Source organism: Hazenella coriacea (assembly GCF_004341825.1).
Lineage (GTDB): Bacteria > Bacillota > Bacilli > Thermoactinomycetales > Thermoactinomycetaceae > Hazenella > Hazenella coriacea.
Genome location: NZ_SMAG01000007.1, coordinates 79,061 through 98,053 on the forward strand (window position 1 = coordinate 79,061; position 18,993 = coordinate 98,053).

23 protein-coding genes are annotated in these 18,993 nt (G+C 39.0%); 1 reads left to right on the top strand and 22 read right to left on the bottom strand.

Going from position 1 to position 18,993, the window contains the following annotated elements:
• Positions 1-167 precede the first annotated feature (167 nt).
• The 3 genes from ccsB to EDD58_RS11605 all read right to left on the bottom strand — a co-directional run bounded on the left by ccsB (position 168) and on the right by EDD58_RS11605 (position 3,826).
• Positions 168-1,379, bottom strand: a complete 1,212-nt coding sequence (gene ccsB, locus EDD58_RS11595; RefSeq protein ID WP_207903299.1) for a c-type cytochrome biogenesis protein CcsB — start codon at positions 1,377-1,379, stop codon at positions 168-170.
• Positions 1,380-1,392: 13 nt separating this feature from the next.
• Positions 1,393-2,982, bottom strand: coding sequence for a cytochrome c biogenesis protein ResB (gene resB / locus EDD58_RS11600; protein WP_131925767.1), 1,590 nt, complete (start codon positions 2,980-2,982; stop codon positions 1,393-1,395).
• A 130-nt stretch (positions 2,983-3,112) separates the two neighbouring features.
• On the bottom strand, positions 3,113-3,826 hold the full coding sequence (locus EDD58_RS11605; RefSeq protein WP_131925769.1) for a pseudouridine synthase: 714 nt from the start codon (positions 3,824-3,826) through the stop codon (positions 3,113-3,115).
• A gap of 336 nt (positions 3,827-4,162) precedes the next feature.
• On the opposite strand from EDD58_RS11605, the gene EDD58_RS11610 reads away from it, so the two are divergent.
• On the top strand, positions 4,163-4,651 hold the full coding sequence (locus tag EDD58_RS11610; RefSeq protein WP_131925771.1) for an NUDIX hydrolase: 489 nt from the start codon (positions 4,163-4,165) through the stop codon (positions 4,649-4,651).
• A 133-nt stretch (positions 4,652-4,784) separates the two neighbouring features.
• Here the strand turns inward: EDD58_RS11610 and EDD58_RS11615 are convergent, their stop codons facing one another.
• The 19 genes from EDD58_RS11615 to spoIIAA form a co-directional block, all read right to left on the bottom strand.
• Positions 4,785-5,321, bottom strand: a complete 537-nt coding sequence (locus EDD58_RS11615) for a spore maturation protein (RefSeq protein WP_131925773.1) — start codon at positions 5,319-5,321, stop codon at positions 4,785-4,787.
• Between the two features lie 29 nt (positions 5,322-5,350).
• A complete protein-coding gene (locus EDD58_RS11620; protein WP_131925775.1) occupies positions 5,351-5,944 on the bottom strand; it encodes a nucleoside recognition domain-containing protein in 594 nt (197 codons plus the stop codon).
• Positions 5,937-7,109, bottom strand: a complete 1,173-nt coding sequence (locus EDD58_RS11625; protein WP_131925777.1) for a D-alanyl-D-alanine carboxypeptidase family protein — start codon at positions 7,107-7,109, stop codon at positions 5,937-5,939. The genes EDD58_RS11620 and EDD58_RS11625 overlap by 8 nt, the downstream gene beginning before the upstream one ends.
• A gap of 139 nt (positions 7,110-7,248) precedes the next feature.
• On the bottom strand, positions 7,249-7,698 hold the full coding sequence (gene ytfJ / locus EDD58_RS11630) for a GerW family sporulation protein (protein ID WP_131925899.1): 450 nt from the start codon (positions 7,696-7,698) through the stop codon (positions 7,249-7,251).
• Positions 7,698-8,363, bottom strand: a complete 666-nt coding sequence (locus tag EDD58_RS11635) for a DUF2953 domain-containing protein (protein WP_131925779.1) — start codon at positions 8,361-8,363, stop codon at positions 7,698-7,700. The genes ytfJ and EDD58_RS11635 overlap by 1 nt, the downstream gene beginning before the upstream one ends.
• Before the next feature lie 97 nt (positions 8,364-8,460).
• Positions 8,461-9,114, bottom strand: a complete 654-nt coding sequence (scpB, locus tag EDD58_RS11640) for an SMC-Scp complex subunit ScpB (protein WP_131925781.1) — start codon at positions 9,112-9,114, stop codon at positions 8,461-8,463.
• Complete coding sequence (locus EDD58_RS11645) at positions 9,114-9,857, bottom strand: segregation and condensation protein A (protein ID WP_341539274.1); 744 nt, start codon at positions 9,855-9,857, stop codon at positions 9,114-9,116. The genes scpB and EDD58_RS11645 overlap by 1 nt, the downstream gene beginning before the upstream one ends.
• 239 nt (positions 9,858-10,096) lie before the next feature.
• Entirely contained in the window at positions 10,097-10,603 is a 507-nt protein-coding gene (locus EDD58_RS11650) for a GNAT family N-acetyltransferase (RefSeq protein ID WP_131925785.1), read from the bottom strand.
• 415 nt (positions 10,604-11,018) lie between these two features.
• Entirely contained in the window at positions 11,019-11,972 is a 954-nt protein-coding gene (locus EDD58_RS11655) for a COX15/CtaA family protein (RefSeq protein WP_165875956.1), read from the bottom strand.
• Positions 11,973-12,289: 317 nt separating this feature from the next.
• The gene (locus EDD58_RS11660) at positions 12,290-12,826 is read right to left on the bottom strand and encodes a GNAT family N-acetyltransferase (RefSeq protein WP_131925789.1); all 537 of its coding nucleotides are present in this window, start codon (positions 12,824-12,826) and stop codon (positions 12,290-12,292) included.
• Between the two features lie 102 nt (positions 12,827-12,928).
• Positions 12,929-13,642: a 4'-phosphopantetheinyl transferase family protein gene (locus EDD58_RS11665; protein ID WP_131925791.1), complete on the bottom strand. Its 714-nt coding sequence runs from the start codon at positions 13,640-13,642 to the stop codon at positions 12,929-12,931.
• Positions 13,643-13,724: 82 nt separating this feature from the next.
• Positions 13,725-15,038, bottom strand: coding sequence for a diaminopimelate decarboxylase (gene lysA / locus EDD58_RS11670; RefSeq protein ID WP_131925793.1), 1,314 nt, complete (start codon positions 15,036-15,038; stop codon positions 13,725-13,727).
• Between the two features lie 63 nt (positions 15,039-15,101).
• Positions 15,102-15,698 (bottom strand): stage V sporulation protein SpoVABEA, encoded by a 597-nt coding sequence (spoVAEA, locus tag EDD58_RS11675; RefSeq protein ID WP_131925795.1) that lies wholly within the window; start codon positions 15,696-15,698, stop codon positions 15,102-15,104.
• A 4-nt stretch (positions 15,699-15,702) separates the two neighbouring features.
• Positions 15,703-16,065, bottom strand: coding sequence for a stage V sporulation protein AE (gene spoVAE / locus EDD58_RS11680; protein WP_424321670.1), 363 nt, complete (start codon positions 16,063-16,065; stop codon positions 15,703-15,705).
• An 8-nt stretch (positions 16,066-16,073) separates the two neighbouring features.
• Positions 16,074-16,499, bottom strand: coding sequence for a stage V sporulation protein AB (locus tag EDD58_RS11685; RefSeq protein ID WP_131925797.1), 426 nt, complete (start codon positions 16,497-16,499; stop codon positions 16,074-16,076).
• Positions 16,483-17,109: a stage V sporulation protein AA gene (locus EDD58_RS11690; protein WP_131925799.1), complete on the bottom strand. Its 627-nt coding sequence runs from the start codon at positions 17,107-17,109 to the stop codon at positions 16,483-16,485. The genes EDD58_RS11685 and EDD58_RS11690 overlap by 17 nt, the downstream gene beginning before the upstream one ends.
• Positions 17,110-17,383: 274 nt before the next feature.
• Positions 17,384-18,151, bottom strand: a complete 768-nt coding sequence (gene sigF, locus EDD58_RS11695; RefSeq protein WP_131925801.1) for an RNA polymerase sporulation sigma factor SigF — start codon at positions 18,149-18,151, stop codon at positions 17,384-17,386.
• Between the two features lie 10 nt (positions 18,152-18,161).
• Positions 18,162-18,620 carry an anti-sigma F factor gene (spoIIAB, locus tag EDD58_RS11700; RefSeq protein WP_131925803.1) on the bottom strand — a complete coding sequence of 153 codons (459 nt, stop codon included), beginning with the start codon at positions 18,618-18,620 and terminating at the stop codon, positions 18,162-18,164.
• On the bottom strand, positions 18,617-18,967 hold the full coding sequence (gene spoIIAA / locus EDD58_RS11705) for an anti-sigma F factor antagonist (RefSeq protein WP_131925805.1): 351 nt from the start codon (positions 18,965-18,967) through the stop codon (positions 18,617-18,619). The genes spoIIAB and spoIIAA overlap by 4 nt, the downstream gene beginning before the upstream one ends.
• Positions 18,968-18,993: the final 26 nt, after the last annotated feature.

Consider the following 18,993-nt stretch of genomic DNA (forward strand, 5'->3'; position numbering starts at 1 on the left):
ATCGATAACTTCCTTCAATCTATAAGAGCTACTGGCAATCGAGCAATCGAATCGGTTTTCAGTAACACTACCATGAAATAGATATTACAATTAAGTTTATCATGATCGTAACAAAACTGCCTACTCTGAGCTAGGAGGTTTTCATCCCCCCTATTCATTCCACAGTACTAAGCATAGGAATGTAAACCTGTTAAAACTAGGTTAATCACAATTAAGTTTATCATGATAATAACAAAACCACCTACTGCAAGCCAAGCGGACTTCGAGCCAATCCAACCACGGGAGAGTCGTAAATGGAGATAAGCACTATAAAACAACCAAGTGATAAAGGCCCACGTTTCTTTTGGGTCCCATCCCCAGAAACGTCCCCAGGCTTCATGAGCCCATATCATCGCAAAGATCAGTGCCCCAAGGGTAAAGATCGGAAAACCGATCGCAATCGAACGATAGCTAATTTCGTCTAGTAAATCTGCATCTAGATTTTTCACCCACGAATGCATTGCAGCTACCACTCGTTTACGCAAGACAAGTCGTAAAATCCCATAGACCACAAGTCCGATCATAATTGACCAGATCACAGAGTTAAACTTCTTAGCTGCTTGTTCTCCTTCCATCCAAGTGGGAACTTCAAACAATGGTTTTTTCAGTCCAAGAAATGAGTCCATCGAGACTACTTTTCCATCATGGGGTCCAGCAAGAGGTGGGATTTGATAATCTTGAACTGCTTCTTGAAGAACTCCGTTTTTGTTTTTTACAATATGTTCAATTTTTGCTTCATAACCTAAAGCAGAAAACACATAGTTGACAAAAATGAAAGCGATAAACATTAACACAATAACCATCGTCGTTTCTAACCAGAAAACATTCTTCCCTTTTTTATCTAATCCATAACGATGAATGAGATAAATCAGACCAGCGATAAATCCAACTCCAAATGCTCCTTGACCGACAGCTGCAGTAGTAACATGGATATACAACCAATGACTTTGAAGAGCAGGAATCAATGGTTGAACTTCAGTTGGAAACACCGAGGCATAAGCGAGTAAAAGTACCGCTAATGGCATAACAAATGCACCTAACACTGCAGAACGATACATAAAGTAAAGCACAATATAAGCTAGGACGACAGTAAAGCAGAGAAACGCACTAAATTCAAACATATTACTTGTAGGGAAGTGTCCACCAATCATAATCCTCGAAATAATAAATAGAACCTGGATCACCGCACCTACAATCGCTAAGCCAATCCCCCACCGTTCAAAAAGGCGCCCCTTATTATTCTCCTTATTTTTATTGGATAATGAAATAAAGAATGCCACAGAGGAGATCAGATACATAAAAAATGTTAAATAAAGTAAATTTTGCATCACTTGTTCCAAGGTGCTTCCTCCCTTAATCAACAAATTTCAATTTCAAATCTGTTTGATCGGTGACTTGTTGTAATTCTCTTCGTAAGCTATACCAGTTTTTATTGGTATGAGCTCCAATATAAATCTTACCATCTGTATAACGAATCCAAACTCGACGATGTTGCCAATAAAAGCCCATCACCAATCCGATCATACTGATAATTCCTCCAGTGAACACGAGGGGCAAGCGTTTATCAATTCTCACTTGTAAAGCTGATTCATTCACAAACTTAAGTCCACCAAAATTAATCGCATACTGGTTATCCTTCATCTGTTTATCTAAATCCAATCCAGAAATCACCCAAGAACGTTCTGACTTTCCTTTCTTTTTATCTATTAATTCAAAGATAAAAGCTGGTCGGTTTGGCTCTTGAGAACGAGTAATTGGTTGATTATTTTCAAGAGCAAAATCGGGATAATATTGCTCGATTTTAACTTCCATATCTGGGTTTACCTGATAAGCCTGATTTAATTTCATATCAAAGAGATCAACTGTAAAATTTCCCAAGTCTTGATTCGTTTGTTTATCAATCACTTTCAATGTCATAGCGCCCAATTTTGGATTCAGTTCCATGCCAGACTGAAAAAGTGATAGACCTTGGTATTCAACCGGATGGTTAACCAAAGTTGAGCCTTTATGAACCTGTTTAAATTGTCCATTTGGCTCCTGCACATATAGGGAAACATCCGTTTGATACTTCTTCACCACAGCTCCTTTAGCTTTTGACGAACTAGGTACTTCCTTGGGATCATAAAACTCGGCAAACGCTTTCTCATTCTTTACATAGTACTCCGTGTCAGGAATTTTTTTCATTTCTCCTTCACGGATGACTACCATATCATCAAGATACCAACCAGGAATATACCGAAGTAACAGTGCAAATAAGAAAATAATTAAACCAATATGGTTAATATATGGGCCCCAGCGACTAATCCGGCCTTTTTCTGCCAGGATTGCATCGCCATCTTGACGGATTTTATATCTCTTTTTTTCTAATTGCTTGGAAAGCTGTTCCAGTGTAGTGGATTTTAATTCTTGTTGGATTGATTCTTGATGTGAAATACGCTGTCGGATAATAAAATCTGTATTTTTGATAACACGCTGATTTTTCAAGGCTTTGTATAGAGGTACTACACGGTCCAAGCTACAAACGACTAATGAAATACCAATCATGGATATCAAAAGAAAGAACCACCATGATGAGTACATATCAGAGAAACCTAACGAATAGAAGATCTCCCCCCAAATACCATAGTTTTCAGCATAATAGATTTCAGGAGTACGAGATGGAATAAACTCCTCTTGTGGAAAGATTGTTCCAATTCCTGCTGCTACCAATGTAACCAGAATCATGATTATGGCAATCTTCACAGATGAAAAAAAGTTCCATATTGAGTCAAAAAGAGAAGAGGTTGCTACTTGAGAACGGCGAGCCTTTCCCTCATATCTCATTTCATTCTCAAATTTTTCTTTATCCTTTATTGCTTCATCAAGCGGTTTCCCGCAGTACTCACATAAAACCGTACCTACGGGGTTATTATGACCGCATTCGCATTTGGTGTTTTCAATCATTTAATCTGTTTCCCTCCCCCGCTTCCACATCAACACCTTCAAATCCTAAGCTATCCCATTTTTCATTATATCTCTGAACTACATCTATGCTTGTAACTCAATTTGAAGATTATTTGAATGATGATAGCGGTTACTTCCTTATTTCCTTTAGTTTCCGTATTTCCTCTAAAGTGAGCTCTCGGTATTCTCCTTTTTTGAGTCCTTTCAAAGTGAGAGGTCCAAGTTGAATTCTGGCAAGATGAACCACTGAATATCCAATCGCTTCAAACATTCGTCTTACCTGTCGATTCCTACCCTCATGGATCATCAACTCCACTTTCGATGTCTGTTCATCTATTTTTAATAATTTCACTTTTGCTGGAGCCGTCCAGCCATCTGTCAGTTGAACTCCCTTGCGCAGTTGTTGGATCTCATCCTGGCTGGGCTTTCCCTTAATCGTAGCTACATATTTTTTGTTTACTTCATAGCGAGGATGGGTTAATTGATTGGCAAGCTCCCCATCGTTGGTCATGAGTAAAAGTCCTTCTGTATCATAATCCAATCGTCCTACTGGATACACTCGCTCCGAAATGGAACGGAAATAATTGGCCACCACTTCTCTTCCTTGAGGATCAGACATACTAGTGATCACCATCATCGGCTTATAAAAAAGAAAGGTTCGCTTTCGTTCAGAAACAACTTTTTTACCTTTCACTTCAATTTGATCGATGGAGGGATTTACTTTAAAACCAAGTTCAGATATTGTTTTCCCATTTACTTTCACTAGTCCTTGTCGAATCAGTTCTTCACATTGTCTACGTGATGCAACTCCAGCTTGAGCCATCACTTTTTGTAGTCTTTCCATGCTTTCACCCCCTAGTCATCTTATCTTTTTCCCTAATTAGAAACAAGCATTCGTATGCTGTTGGAAATCTATTGGGTCAAAGGTATATGGGAATGGGGTTACAACAATTAGTAGGAGATTCGTTAGAGAGCTAATTGTGTTCATTCGAAGAATTAAGAAATTCTAATCATCAGAAAGACAGAAGTTAAATTTTATTTGATATCATTCAAATATGCGTTCTATAATATTTTTTAAGAAGATATCCAATCGTATTATGTACCGCAAATCAGCTCTAAAAGCATACTTGAAACATTGAGGTTTATTTCTATGCAAATATAAGAGATTGGATGGGATCAATTGTCAAACATTTATGTAAACTGGGGAGAATCAAGAGTAAAATTAACTTGGCAAAATAGCAAACAACTTCCGGAGAGAAGTTTAATTACTAGTGTACATGGCTTTTGTTTTCTAGATCACCAATTATTATTAGTTGACTTAAAACATAGAGGATGGGATTTTCCAGGTGGTCATATTGATTTAGATGAAACTCCTGAAGAATGCTTGAATCGGGAAGTACTTGAAGAGGGGTCTGTAGAAGGGAATTGTGAACTTCTCGGATTCATCATTGTTGACAATAGTGAAGATCCATTATGGAATGAAAATAGTCCCTATCCGAAAGTTGGTTATCAGGTTTTTTATAAAATGAAGATAACTCAATTACATCCTTTTAAGGCTGAACACGAATCTACACAACGAATATTTATAAATCCAAAAAATGTATCCTCATATTGTCAAAATTGGAATCAACTTTATCAAGAGATTTTAAATGGTGCTTTACTAATATAAATCACTAAAGGCCTTCAGTAATCAAAGAAGAAGGCCTTTTAACTTTATTAATAAAAAAATTAATATCTATTAAATCTCTCCACTGAAGAGAAGCTAAAAAACCTAACAACAATGTTAGGTCACTTTTTTGAAACTATGGTTGGAACATAAGGGTACAGATGATGATCGAAACCACAAACCCAGCCAAGTCAGCCCATAAACCTACTTTTAATGCGTAAAGAGAACGACGAATCCCAACAGCCCCAAAATATACAGTGATCACATACAAAGTGGTATCTGTACTCCCTTGAATGGTAGATGCCAGCTTCCCCAAAAATGAGTCGGGGCCTTCATTACGTAAAATACTTTCGACAAAGGCTAGTGAACCAGCTCCCGAAATGGGACGTAAAATCCCGATGGGTAACACTTCAGTAGGAATATGTAACCACTGCACAAGCGGAGTTAAAAACTGTAGATAAAACTCCATCGCTCCTGTATCACGAAAGATCGCAACCGCTACCATCATCCCAACCAAATGAGGAATAATCGAAATAGCTGTAGGAAAACCTTCTTTTGCTCCTTCAATAAAACTTTCATAAATAGGGACTTTTCGAAAAATAGCATACAGTGGGATGAATGCCAAAATAGCTGGCAACATCAACTTGGATACTACCGAAAGTGCTTCAAACATCTGTTCACCCCCTCATCTTCCTCATCTAGCTACCCTTTGATACTCTGGAACTCTCGTTTTCGATAAAAGCGATCTAAGAAGATAGCAATACTTGTCGCAATAAAGGTCGCCAATATCGTCGGACCAATAATATCTGTTGGGTCTGATGATCCATATTTTAAGCGAATCCCTATAATCGTTGTAGGAATCAATGTAAGTCCTGACGTATTTAAAGCTAGTAAGGTACACATCGCTGGTGTAGCTGTTTTGGGATCCGGATTTAGTTTTTGTAACTCCTCCATCGCTTTAATCCCCATAGGAGTAGCTGCATTTCCAAGTCCAAACATATTGGCACTCATGTTGGATAAAATATAGCCCATGGCTGGGTGATCTAAGGGGACGTTAGGAAACAAAAACTTTGCAATCGGTCGAAGAAGCCGCGCTAATTTTTCTAGAAGACCCGCATCTTGAGCAATTTTCATCATCCCTAACCAAAAAACAAGAATACTGATTAAACCGATACAAACCGCCACTGCATCTTTTGCTCCATTTAATGCAGCTGTCGTTACTAAATCAACCCTTCCTTGAAGAATCGCTGCTACAACACCACTTAAGATCATAAACAACCAAATATAATTAATCATACTGCCTCACCCCTTGCCCCCAAACCGTTTCCAATACAACGATCCATTGGGAAAACACTGTAGGTTGGTCTGCAAAATGAGCCACCAGTGGAATCGAACCGATCCATTTTTGATCCAAATAAATTCGAGCACTCCCTACTTGCATCTTCTCTTTATTCACCAGCTTTAATGGATAACTGATAATGGGTTCAACTGTAATTCTCTTTTTTTCATCCTCATTCAGTGGATATTGAAATGACCGTCCCACAACCACTTGGAGACGTTGATGCTGATCATTCTCTATCTCTGTCTTTGAAATGACTTGACCTTCTTTTAAGACCGAAACGAGATCATAATGCTTGAACCCATACTCAAACATCATCATAGAATCCTTCCAGTCATCCCCATCATTTAAGGTGACTGTAATCAACTGTGCTCCGTCTTTTGTTGCTGAAGAGACCAAGGTTCGTCTCGCTTTTTGAGTGTACCCAGTTTTAACTCCATCTGCCCATTGATAAAATTGAAGCATCTTATTTTTGTTATAAAAGGTTCGATCCCATTGTTCTCCTGGCCAAGGAACTTTTTTTACATCTGTTTTCACAATTTCCCGAAAGGTGGGATTTTTCAAAGCATAGGCGGTTAATTTAGCTAAATCCTCTGCTGAGGAATAATGCTTTGAATGATCTAAGCCATGTGGATTCATAAAATGTGTATTCTTCAGACCTAATACTTCAGCTTTTTCATTCATTAAATAAATGAATCCTTCGACTGAACCTCCTACATGTTCAGCAATCGCTATAGCAGCATCATTCCCAGACCGCAACATTAAACCATACAACAAAGTGCTCAATGGAATTTTCTCGTCTTTTTTTAAATAGATGGAGGATCCCTCAATCCCTACTGCATGAGGACCAATCACAACTTCCTCCTCCAAATTCTCCTTGTTTTCAATCGCGACGATTGCTGTCATAATTTTCGTCAAACTAGCAATAGACATCCGCTTATCTGCATTTTTCCCATAGAGAACTCGTTCAGATGTAGCATCCATGAGAATGGCTGCTTGTGCGCCAGGAGCTAACTCAGGTACAGAATCTACAGGTGTAGCCCCTACACGATTCCAAGAGGTTACGCAAAAGAAACTAAGAAATAAAGTTAACAACAAAATTTGAAAATACTTCAATCTCATCCACCCGCTCTTCACAGGGTTTGTACAAATATATGCGAAGAGGACGAGTTTATGATTTGAGCATGAAAAAGAAAAATCCCCCTTTATTCTAGTTACAGAAAAGGAGGATTAAAAGCTAGACAAAATCTTTACTAGGATGTTAACAACATGGAGGTGGTTCAGGCTTTGGTTGGCAATGACTTTCTTTTTTCTTTGAATCTTTCCCCGAAATACGATCAATCAAGGTCGGGGCTACATCAATTAAACGATTGTATAGATTATTCGAGCCTTCCATATTGAGTAGACGAATTCCTTTATCTCCAACAACGATAAAAGCTACAGGTGTAATCGACACACCTCCACCACTACCTCCACCAAATGGTAAAGAGGGATCAGATCCTTGTCCTTCTTTAGGGTCACCAGAAGAACTAAAGTTTTTCGTTTCCTTCTCCTGATCCCCTTTTCCTGTAAATTCACTACCTCCAGCCGCAAAGCCAAAACCAACTCGCGAAACAGGGATGATGACTTGACCATCTGGAGTCTCTACGGGATCACCAATAATGGTATTTACATCCACCATTTCCTTGATGTTTTCCATCGCTGTTTGCATCAAGCCCTGAATGGGGTGCTGCTCTGCCAATTCCGCTCCCTCCCTCTGCGCAAGTGAAGTATCATACGGGTGATGCCAAGGATAGCATGCCCTAGACGAAAGCGAAATATGCCATGAAAATGGGTCCTAATGATTGGATAGGTGAAGACAGGATCGACGATTAACTGTGGAGGCTCCTTCCAACGAATATATCCACTAAAAAAACCGACTAACGTGGTTTTCACACCCCAAATCACACCTGTTAAAATACCTGCTTCTGAAGCATCTCCCGTTCCAACCGTTGTCCCCCAAATCAATTGTTCACAAGTAACTTTGCTAAGAAATTGACGCATGATCTCTTTTAAATCATCAATCCGTTGCAACACCATTTCATACATCTTTTTGGCTTTACGAACCTTACGCTGATCAATCTGAAGCTCCTCTTGCTTATTGATTGCCTTTGTCCCTGATCTACTTTCTACATGAATCCCTTGTTCCGTACCTTCCCAATCCACTTTGGGGATATTTACCCGAAAACGAAGAAGTCCCCCTAGCGCCTTAAACATCACTTCTCCTCGATCATTGCCTTGCTCTCTCTTATAAACCATTTCGATCCGAACATAGCTAAACCATAATCCAACGGTGATCCCCAACAAGATCAACAAAATAAATACTGTTATTTTCAACCCAACCACCTACCATTATTCGGTAGTCTGATCAACAAAAATTGGATATATACGATCACATAAATAAAAAAAGTTCCGGGAACCTAATCCCAGAACTTTATGATGTAACCACTTCACTAGCATCTGTAGTCTCTTCCATTTGATCTGACGATGATTCTTCTTCAGACTGAGCAGATCCCATCCCCAATCGCTGGAACAAATCACTCCGATCCTGTTCCCACTCTTGCCAATTAAAAATACTGTCTGGAGGAGGGAGTTCATCAATGTGATTCAGTCCAAAGTAATCCAGAAAATCTTTACTAGTACCATAGAGAATCGGACGTCCCACTCCTTCAGCCCTACCCACATCTCGAATCAAACCTTTTCGCTGTAACTGCTGTAAAATGCGATCTGATTTCACTCCGCGAACCTCTTCAATTTCAACGCGAGTGATCGGCTGGCGATAGGCAATAATAGCTAATGTTTCAAGTGAAGCTCTCGATAATTGAGATCGATGGGGGGAGTGAGCCAGTTGCTCAAAGTATTGACGGTGTTCAGGTAATGTAGTCATCTGATAAACTTGTGCCACTTTGACAATCTGTACCCCACGATTTTGCTCTTTCCAATCGACCCGCAAATCATGGATGAGAAGATCAACTTCATTTTTATTTAACCCAATAATGTCACCGATCTCTTTGGGACTCAATCCTTCTTCGCCAGCAGCAAATAGTAAACCCTCTACAATGGCTTTTAATTGATCACGATCTGACATTATGAAGTCACCTCCACTTCCATTTTTTCAACCAAAATATCTCCAAAAAGATCATTTTGACGACAAACAATTCGCTTTAATTTCATTAACTCCAAGAGTGCAAGAAAGGTCGTAATCACCCGTTCTTTGGTCACTTCATCCCAACACAAGAGGCGAGAGAAAAAAAGATGCCCTTTTTCCAACAACTCCTGAAAAATTTCTTCCATCCGGGCACTCACTGAAATCTCTTCTCTTGCCACTTTTGTCATTGGTTCAGGTGGTTTTTGATTTTTTAAAGCTTCTACGAAAGCTTGTAGGAGATCATCAGCAGTCAAACCTTCCACTGGGTTGACATCAGGTATGTAAGGCGTTAAATCCATTGGAGAACGGGAGTAGACCTTACTCCGTTCCTCTTCACGTTCGCGTAGGACTTCTCCCAGACGCTTATAACGCTTATATTCAAGCAAACGTTCCACGAGTTCCTCTCGAGGGTCCATCCATTCTTCCTCTAAGAGATCAAAATCTTCTTCCTCAAGTTCTTGTTTTGGCAAAAGCATACGACTTTTAATGGCAATCAAGGTAGCCGCCATCACAAGAAACTCACTAGCCACTTCCAATTCCAGCTCTTGGGCTTCTGATAATACATGTACATACTGATCTGTAATTTTTGCAATGGGAACTTCATAAATGTCTACTTCTGCTTTTTCGATTAAATGGAGAAGTAGGTCTAAGGGTCCTTCAAATGAGTCTAATTTAATTTTCACATCCACGGTCTTCGATCACGACTTTCTATTAATCTTTCAAATGAATTTATTGAGAAGAGATCACATTAGATCAAATTAAATCCCTCTTCTTCTCTATTCCTCTCATTCTATCTAAATCCCCTTTTATTATAATGACAAAAAAGATATTGTCTTGTACAGCCATTCTGAAATATCAGTTTGACACTCCCACAGCTGAAGCTCAACGTCATAATCAGACCTGTAATTATTTCAGAATCAGGTTAACTTAAGACCATTTCATAATAAGGCTCTTCTTGTTGAGTATCGTCAAACCATTTCATACCACAATATTTAAATCCAATTTTATCTAATATTTTTAAAGAATTGGTGTTAAGCGAGTCCGCTGAAGCATAGATTTTCTTTACATGTCCATTTGCTTTTGCAATGTCTACACAAGCGTTTGCAGCTTCAGTAGCATATCCCTTTCCCCACGATTCCTTAGCAAAGTGATAAATGAGTTCTACTGTTTCTAGGGAAGTTATAACATTAAATCCTGCTGCTCCAATGACCTTTCCTGTTTCTTTTTCAACAACCGCATAGACTGAGAGTCCTTTGTCCATCTGACAACTCACATAAAAGTCTATCACCTTAGGAATTTTCTCATGCGGGGTGGCTCCCGAACAATGTTCCATTACTTCATCATTACCCCAAAAACTCTTCACATCGTTTATATCTCCAACTTCAAAAACCTTTAAAAATAGTCGTTGTGTTTCTAAAATAACATTCATTTAATCATCTCCAAGCATCATTTTTCCTTATTCAATCTACTTTAATTGGATTCGCCTGATTCATTAACTATATCGTAACTATAGCCTCTTGCACAGAACTGCCTGAGCGTAGAAAAAATAACGACTGCTAGAGCAACAGTTGTTATGGGCAAACGTGAGATATTATCCCATTGACTATATGTAGCAAATGTCTTGAACACAGCAATTCGTAAAATTTTTCGTCTACGGGTTTAGTTGAAATCAAGATTGGATGAAAGTTAGCAAATTTTCATTAATCGAAGAGATCTTAATAAAGCAACCTTTCAAAATCCATATCAAATCAAAAGCGTCGAGGAAATCTAATCCTCGACGCTTTTGATTTGATAAAATGCTCCTTTAGAAGTCTGCCATAAACTTTTTCATCATGGCCAATTTTCTACTGCTTTTCAGGTTCTTGATGCTTCCATCCAATTTGTAAACATAAATAAGCGAGTACAGTAAAGAAGATCGAAATGATCGTAGTGTGAGCAAGAGCTGAGACAAGGACTCCATCGGTCAGAATCGTTACAACACCCGAGACTGCTTGCAAGCTGATCAGAATAAATGCCCACCATGCTCCTTTTACTAATTTCGTTCGGTTTTTATGGTGGCGAATCACCACGATCAAGAAAATTAAACATAAAATCCAGATCGAAAACGCTGCATAGCGGTGTAACATATGAATTCCAGCTATCGAAGAAATGTTAGGGAACATGATAGCTCCACAACCTGGGAACTGATAGCCACAACCCATCGTTGCATCTGCATGTCGTACAAGTGCACCTGTATAAATCACCACATAACTATAAGCGGCTAAGGCCCAAATCGACTGATGCATCCGCTTGGATAAGCCGATGAATGATTCCAGCTTCTGTCCGTTTTCTAATGCTGTTCCTTTTTTCAATTGGAATAGCTGAATCGATAGTAAAACCACACTCGCAAAAGAGATTAAAGAAAAACCAAAGTGAAAGGCAAGCGAGGTTTTTTTAGCAAAATCACCTTCAAATACAACAGTTAGAGCCCCTAATGCTCCTTGGAAAACAACAAAGAATAGACTGAGGAAACCAAGAAGCTTCACTCTATAATTTTCTCGATAAGCTCTCCAAGACCAAACCGTTAGAATTAAAATTAAAAGTCCTACTCCACTTGAAACTATTCGGTGACTATATTCAATGATCGTCTCCAATGGCAATGATTCTGGGATTAGTTGTCCATGACAAAAGGGCCACGAATTACCGCAACCTTTCCCTGATTCCGTTTTAGAAACGATCGCTCCTATAATGAGCATGATATATGCGCCGATGGAGGTAATAATAGAAAAAATTCGTAACATGCTATGTTTTTGTTGCATCATCGATCCTCCTTTAGAGGCGGGGTTATCACTGAAAATCATACCATATTCGTCAACTCTTCGGATGAAATTGCCCTTGTTAGGCACAAACTTTCCACAATTGAATCCAAAAACAATTAAGAAACTTAGTGTGTTCATTCATATACTATTTCCACACTTTTCAAAGCTTCAATATCCCAATTCCAAGTTAAATAGATATAAACAAAAGCCAGCTCTATAGATTAGCTGGCTTTTGTTTATTAGTTATTTCTTTTCGATTGGGATGAAAGGGATCGACATCTTCGATAAAAAGCATTTCTTAAATGAGAGTTGAAACATTAGTTATTTAAGTATTCATTTTGTAACAGACCCATATGTACAATATCATGCCAAACGCCTCGTCTAAACAAACATTGTCTAGATGTACCCTCATGTTTGAAACCCAACTTTTCATAAAGGTTAATCGCCTTCTTGTTAAAGGAAAAAACCCTTAGTGAAACTCGATTCAAATTCATTTCAAGAAAAGCATATTCAAGGAGTAAAGTCATCGCTTCTGTTCCAAAACCTTTCCCCCAATGACTTTTTTCTCCAATATCAATAATACACTCGGCATGACGGTTTTTAAAATCGATATTGATTAATGAAGTAATACCGATCGGTGTACCAGACTCTTTATCAAGAATCATATAGCTCTTGGAGGTATTAGAACCCAGTATAACGTGATTTACAAAATCTTTCGTCTCTTCTATATCATACAAATCTAAGAAAGGGTTGGTTGACTGCATTACTTCCATGTCGTTTCTCCATTTATGGTAAAGCTCCACATCAGCAGATGTCATTTTTCTAAGCCTTATTTTAGTTGATTCAAAAAACATCACTAGTTCCTCCCATAAGATTATTTTTTTTAGTTTTATCGTCACAAGAAGGATCTGCAAGGTTAAAAATATGCATCAAGTAGTATTGAAATCCATGATTCTTTAACATTGGCAACATATAGATTTCAGTGTTTGGACACTCAACTGATTTTCTTGAAACATAAGATCTTCATTTCCATTCCTCACTACTACAGAAATCATATACTCACCAGTAGGTTGGAATGTATGATAAACATATGATTCACTCTCACATCGGCCCAAATTAGTTGGGACTTGAAAAGATTGAGGTGGAAGAGAAAAGCCTTTTCCCTCCGCTTTCATTACTCCTTCTTTTCGTGTCCACAAAAGATAGAAGGATCGCAGTTGATCTTCAATTTTTTGAGATCGCACAAACTCGCACTCTGGAGGAGTAAAAACAAGCTTCATCGCTTCCAAATCGTTTTCTTTTATTTTTTCAACATCGATCCCTACTTCAGCAACTTGAGACAAACTACAAACAACCATTCCATCTGTGTGAGATAGATTAAAGTAAATCAGTGACTGATCTCGAACACTTCTAGCATCAAGATACAACTTACCATATTTATTTTTATAAAAGCGTACATCCTCAGGAGCAATTTGCAAAGCTTTTCCGATTTGTGTCTTTAATAATGCTCTACCTAATACAAACTCAATTTTTTTAAAATCAACCTGGTATCGCTGATAGATGTCTTTTTCTTGCGGATCTAATAATTTATCATAAATCTGTAAATCCTCCACCTTAAAAGTTGCGGGAATCGGCAGCCAATATATTTGTATTTGTTTTCTTCTTATCACTACGATTCTCCTTTAAAAAATTGCACTGCTCTCATTTCATCGGTATGATAAACTAACCCTTATTCCCTTACCCCATACTACATTATTTTTTTAACCTGTCGGGAATGAGATCATGGGAGATGAGATCCTCAAAATTTTCCCGTTGAACCACTAGATCGGCTTCACCATCTTTGACTAAAACAACCGCTGGGCGTCGTAAACGATTATAATTGCTTGCCATTGAAAAGGTATAGGCTCCAGTACAACTAACAGCTAATAAGTCTCCTTGCTTGACTTGAGGCAACTTTACATTCCAAATGAGCATATCTCCACTTTCGCAACACTTTCCTGCGATCGAAACGGTTTCCACAATTTCCTCATTGGCGCGATTAGCCAACATCGCCTCATATTTTGCTTGGTACAGGGCTGGACGAGGGTTATCTGTCATCCCCCCATCGATAGAAACATATTTGCGAATTCCGGGAACTTCTTTCGTTGTACCAATCGTGTATAACGTCGTCCCTGCTTCACCAATGATACTCCGGCCAGGTTCAATCCAAATTTCAGGAATGCTAGGAAAAGAGGAAAAAGCTCGGCGGACAGCCTTAGCAATCGTTTGCACATAATGTGCGGGTATGTTTGGAGTATCCTTCTGTTCATAGCGAATTCCAAATCCACCTCCAACATTCAAGATTTGTGTCACGAATCCAAAATCTTGATAGCAAGCGTGGATGAGTCCAACCATTTTTTCAATCGCTAATTGAAATGCGATTCCATCAAAAATCTGTGAACCAATATGACAATGAAACCCTAAGAGTAGTAAGGATTCCGCTTGATCTGCTCGTTTCGTAGCCTGAAGGGCTTGACCACTTCCCAAATCAAAACCAAACTTAGAATCTTCTTGTCCTGTTTGGATATATGCATGAGTATGAGCTTCTATTCCCGGACTAATACGCAATAAAATGTGTGCTTGTCTATTTTTTTTCTTAGCCAATTGATCTAACATTTCTAATTCAATGAAATTATCTACTACAAAAAGACGAATCCCAACATCTAATGCCATTTCCATCTCAAATAGCGATTTATTATTACCATGAAAATAGATCCGGTTGGCTGGAAATCCTGCTTTTAAGGCTGTGTATAGCTCTCCCTCAGACACAACATCGAGTAAGAGCCCCTCCTCATCCACGATTCGACACATCGCTAAGGTGCTAAATGCTTTACTTGCATAGCCAACTTGAAAAGCAAGTCCTGTCTCCTGAAATGAGCTTACAAACTGCCGCATTCGCTCTCTCACCAATTGTTCATCTATGATATATAGAGGGGTCCCGAACTTCTCAACGAGCTCTACAGAGTCACACCCCCCTATTTCTAGATGTTCACGTTGATTCATTCGACTTGTTCCGTGTAAAAACATTCCTTCGCCCCCTCATCACCAGCTCTTTGAATCATTCTTAAAAATGATTAAACCATATATGACCTAATCTAATCTAGTTTTATTTTTATGTAAATAATTCTTTTGATGGTGTTCGAGGATCAGTTGCACAGCCTTTCTAGTTACAGGAGCTCCGATCTCACGATTATCACGTTTACCCATTTTCCCAACATCCCCCATTCCAATGATAATGGGGATCGAAAGGTCATTTAAAACTTCTACTGTATCTCCATAAATGTGGGGAGGTTCTTCCTCCATGACATTTCCATATTTATCAACACGATGTTTAACAACCTGACCGAAACGATCAAGTGCAAACTGAACAGGAATCCCTTTACTATTTGGACAATTGGAAGCAACTGCAATCGCTCCAAGAACCTCAATATCTGGATGAGTAGCTACAATCTTTAACGCTTTTTCCCCATCTCCTTCATGTACCGAACCACAATCATCAAACATAACTAGAACTGGATCGTGAAGTGCTTCTTTGATCAGATCTACGAGTGAAAATCCTGATAATGGGGTTGGATTTCCAGCTGATCGTGAGATACATCGTCCACCTACCTGCTGAGCGACTTCTTCGATCGTTTCCTTCGCCACTGTGTCACCATCAGTAATTAAGATTACTTTTCGTTTAGCCATCTTGTTACCCCCTTGGCTTAAAGACAACAGCTGTTAAAAAGCCAAAGATAATCGCCGCAGAGATCCCAGCACTTGTAATCTGAAAAATCCCTGTAAACACACCCATCCACCCATGTTCTTTCGCTTCTGTTAGCGCCCCATGAACCAGTGCATTCCCAAAGCTAGTAATGGGTACAGTGGCACCAGCCCCTGCATAGTGAATCAATGGTTCATATAAACCAAATCCGTCTAAAACGGCTCCAAGTACAACAAGCAAGCTTAAAACATGGGCAGGTGTAAGCGGTGTCAAATCCATTAATAATTGACCAATCACACAAATGATACCCCCCACTAGAAAAGCAGCCCAAAAGCTTCCCAACACAATCATCTCTCTTTCTACCAGACTTCAAAGATCATCCACTGAAATAAAGAGCCAGCAATTTTCCCTAAGGCCATTGCCATCAGTAGAGTAAGTATATGAATTTGCAATCGTAATCGCTTAACCAAAATAGGCAAAACATTGATCACTTCTGTTAATGCAGCTGCAAGCATCCCTATAAAAATACCCATAAAGAGTCCCACAATCGTAGTCATCCAGATGGGAAACGGCATGACCCATCCATGAAAATCAATGATAGTGAAAAAAAGAACACCTGTCACAATCGCATATTCATAATTGTGGATAAACCGCCATCCTCCACTGATCTGAGCCAACCTCGAAATAATATCCAACACTGTAATAAAAGCCACAAACCCACTGCCTACCGCTATCCCTCCAGCCATCCCTACAATGATCAGAGTCAGATTAGTGAAGAGATCCATCCGTCTCCTCTTTCACTTTTTTCTTTTCATCATTAATTAAAAATTGATCAATCGTCTCTTGATACGTAAACATCTCTAATTCCATAGGACTTGGCTCTTCATTAAATCGTTTCTTAAATAGATGATTAAAAAAAAGAATCATCCCCAATCCAATTCCAATGGAGTAAGGAATTTGGAGCCATAGAGGTTGTTGGATCTGTTCTCCGGTAAGCAAATAAGTAAGGCGTTGATGCACTTCATTCATACTTACATCCATATGAAAGTTCATAATCGCAAGCCCTGAACCAATAAACAGGAGAAGCCAAACCAAAGACACATAAAACCAATTCGGATTTCTTTCTTGACTTTGAATCTCAATGATGGCATGCCCCTCACCCATATTACGAAGATCTAGCTCAGGGTATGAAAGGTTAATGGTCTGGATCACATCGAGGGCATCGATCACAATAAAAGATTCACTATTTTTAGGGTTAATCTCTAGAACCGGAAGTTGTAAGATCTCATCCAAAGATCCTTGTCCACTCATTTGACAAACATCTTTTACTTGAATCTGTTCTCCAGGTTTCGCCTGAATCTTTTTTTTCAATCGTAGATAGAGGATCTCACGCATGGATGTCTTCCTTTCTTCGGTTCATTTTACTCTTGGTTAGTATGCATCATGCACAAAGGGTCATGCACCAATCAAAAGAAAAAACACCTCTTCACTGTTAGAGGTGGAAAACGCTATTTCATACTAGACAGTCTAGCTTGAGCTTTTTTCTCTCGTTCAGGTAGCCTTTATGACAATTCGTCACCTATGAAAAAAGTTCTTTGCCTTCTTGGTCTATTTTGAAAAGCAGAGATGAATGACTTTGCAGTTAGCTTACATTGTTTGGAAATATGAGTTATTTTTCAGCTTTAGCATCAAATTCTTCTCGGATTTTTTTGATGATTTTCTTTTCAAGTCGTGATACTTGTACTTGAGAAATCCCAAGTCGCTCAGCCACTTCAGATTGCGTTTGATCTTTAAAGTAACGGAGATAAACAATTAACTGTTCACGTTCTGTCAAACGATGAATAGCGTCTTTTAAAGCTAATTTATCAAACCACATAGACTCCGAATCATCGGCAATTTGATCCATTAAGGTAATGGGATCACCATCATTTTCAAATACTGTTTCATGAATGGATGTCGGGGCACGATTCGCTTCTTGAGCAAAAACAATTTCTTCAGGTTCAACGCCCATCTCTGCTGCGATCTCTTGGATGGTAGGGACGCGATTTAATCTCTTAGCAAGATCATCTTTGGTTTTACGTGCTTTATTGGCCATTTCTTTTAAAGAGCGACTCACTTTGACCATCCCATCATCTCGTAAAAAACGTTGAATTTCTCCGATAATCATAGGGACAGCATATGTAGAAAATTTCACATCATAACTCAAGTCAAACTTATCAACAGCTTTTAGTAGACCAATACATCCAATTTGAAACAAATCCTCAGGCTCATATCCTCGATTTAAAAAGCGTTGAACGACAGACCAAACCAACCGGATATTGTGACTTACCAAACGATCTCTCGCTTCTGTATCTCCATCCTGACTTGCTTGGATCAACTGTTTTACTTCACCATCAGAGAGATGACCATGTTTATTGTTCCGTACGTCCGCATCCATAAATAATCCCTCAGTGGTTTGCCATCGTTTTTTGATGGCTCTTCAGATACTTGACTAAATAAACAGTTGTTCCTTTTCCAGCTACGGAATGAACGGTAACTTCATCCATAAAGTTCTCCATGATGGTAAAACCCATTCCAGATCGTTCCAATTCCGGTTTTGAGGTGTAAAGGGGTTGTCTTGCCTCACTGACATCTGAAATACCTACACCTTGATCAGAGATCGTGATATTTACCCGTGTCCCTTCGATTTCAGTACGTATAAAGATTAATCCTTCCCCCTTTTCTTCATAACCATGAATCACTGCATTCGTCACAGCTTCAGAAACCACAGTCTTAATATCTGTCAACTCTTCTACTGTAGGATCTAGTTGAGAAATGAAAGAGGCCACTGCGATCCGTGCAAAGGCTTCATTTTCTGAACGGCTTAGAAATTTAAGCTCCATCAAATTTCGCTTTGTTTCTTTCATGATGCCACCCCACATGCAGTTACTGCACTATCTTCATCTTCGAAAATGGGTAATATTTTAAATAACCCAGACATCTCCATCAAACGAAAAATGGACGGACGAATCGAACAGAGTGCCATTTTCCCGCCCAACTGTGAAACCCTTTTATAGCGTCCCAGAATAACCCCCAACCCAGAGCTATCCATAAATTCAAGATTTGCGAGGTTGAGGACTAAATGGGTCATCCCCGAGTCCAACTCAGATTCAATCGTATTGCGAACCTGTTCTGCGGTATGATGATCCAGTTCACCGGACAACCGAACGATGAGTATATGGTGCCTCCGATGAACTTGAAGTGTTAAACTCATTCTGACTATGACCTCCCTCTTGGTTT

Excerpts from the sequence above, each read along its gene's own strand:
- resB (WP_131925767.1), bottom strand. The coding sequence starts at position 2,982 with ATGATTGAAAACACCAAATGCGAATGCGGTCATAATAACCCCGTAGGT.
- EDD58_RS11605 (WP_131925769.1), bottom strand. The coding sequence starts at position 3,826 with ATGGAAAGACTACAAAAAGTGATGGCTCAAGCTGGAGTTGCATCACGT.
- EDD58_RS11615 (WP_131925773.1), bottom strand. The coding sequence starts at position 5,321 with ATGTTTGAAGCACTTTCGGTAGTATCCAAGTTGATGTTGCCAGCTATT.
- EDD58_RS11620 (WP_131925775.1), bottom strand. The coding sequence starts at position 5,944 with ATGATTAATTATATTTGGTTGTTTATGATCTTAAGTGGTGTTGTAGCA.
- EDD58_RS11625 (WP_131925777.1), bottom strand. The coding sequence starts at position 7,109 with ATGAGATTGAAGTATTTTCAAATTTTGTTGTTAACTTTATTTCTTAGT.
- ytfJ (WP_131925899.1), bottom strand. The coding sequence starts at position 7,698 with ATGCAAACAGCGATGGAAAACATCAAGGAAATGGTGGATGTAAATACC.
- scpB (WP_131925781.1), bottom strand. The coding sequence starts at position 9,114 with ATGTCAGATCGTGATCAATTAAAAGCCATTGTAGAGGGTTTACTATTT.
- EDD58_RS11650 (WP_131925785.1), bottom strand. The coding sequence starts at position 10,603 with ATGAATGTTATTTTAGAAACACAACGACTATTTTTAAAGGTTTTTGAA.
- EDD58_RS11655 (WP_165875956.1), bottom strand. The coding sequence starts at position 11,972 with ATGCAACAAAAACATAGCATGTTACGAATTTTTTCTATTATTACCTCC.
- EDD58_RS11660 (WP_131925789.1), bottom strand. The coding sequence starts at position 12,826 with ATGTTTTTTGAATCAACTAAAATAAGGCTTAGAAAAATGACATCTGCT.
- lysA (WP_131925793.1), bottom strand. The coding sequence starts at position 15,038 with ATGTTTTTACACGGAACAAGTCGAATGAATCAACGTGAACATCTAGAA.
- spoVAEA (WP_131925795.1), bottom strand. The coding sequence starts at position 15,698 with ATGGCTAAACGAAAAGTAATCTTAATTACTGATGGTGACACAGTGGCG.
- spoVAE (WP_424321670.1), bottom strand. The coding sequence starts at position 16,065 with ATGATTGTGTTGGGAAGCTTTTGGGCTGCTTTTCTAGTGGGGGGTATC.
- EDD58_RS11685 (WP_131925797.1), bottom strand. The coding sequence starts at position 16,499 with ATGGATCTCTTCACTAATCTGACTCTGATCATTGTAGGGATGGCTGGA.
- EDD58_RS11690 (WP_131925799.1), bottom strand. The coding sequence starts at position 17,109 with ATGCGTGAGATCCTCTATCTACGATTGAAAAAAAAGATTCAGGCGAAA.
- sigF (WP_131925801.1), bottom strand. The coding sequence starts at position 18,151 with ATGGATGCGGACGTACGGAACAATAAACATGGTCATCTCTCTGATGGT.
- spoIIAB (WP_131925803.1), bottom strand. The coding sequence starts at position 18,620 with ATGAAAGAAACAAAGCGAAATTTGATGGAGCTTAAATTTCTAAGCCGT.
- spoIIAA (WP_131925805.1), bottom strand. The coding sequence starts at position 18,967 with ATGAGTTTAACACTTCAAGTTCATCGGAGGCACCATATACTCATCGTT.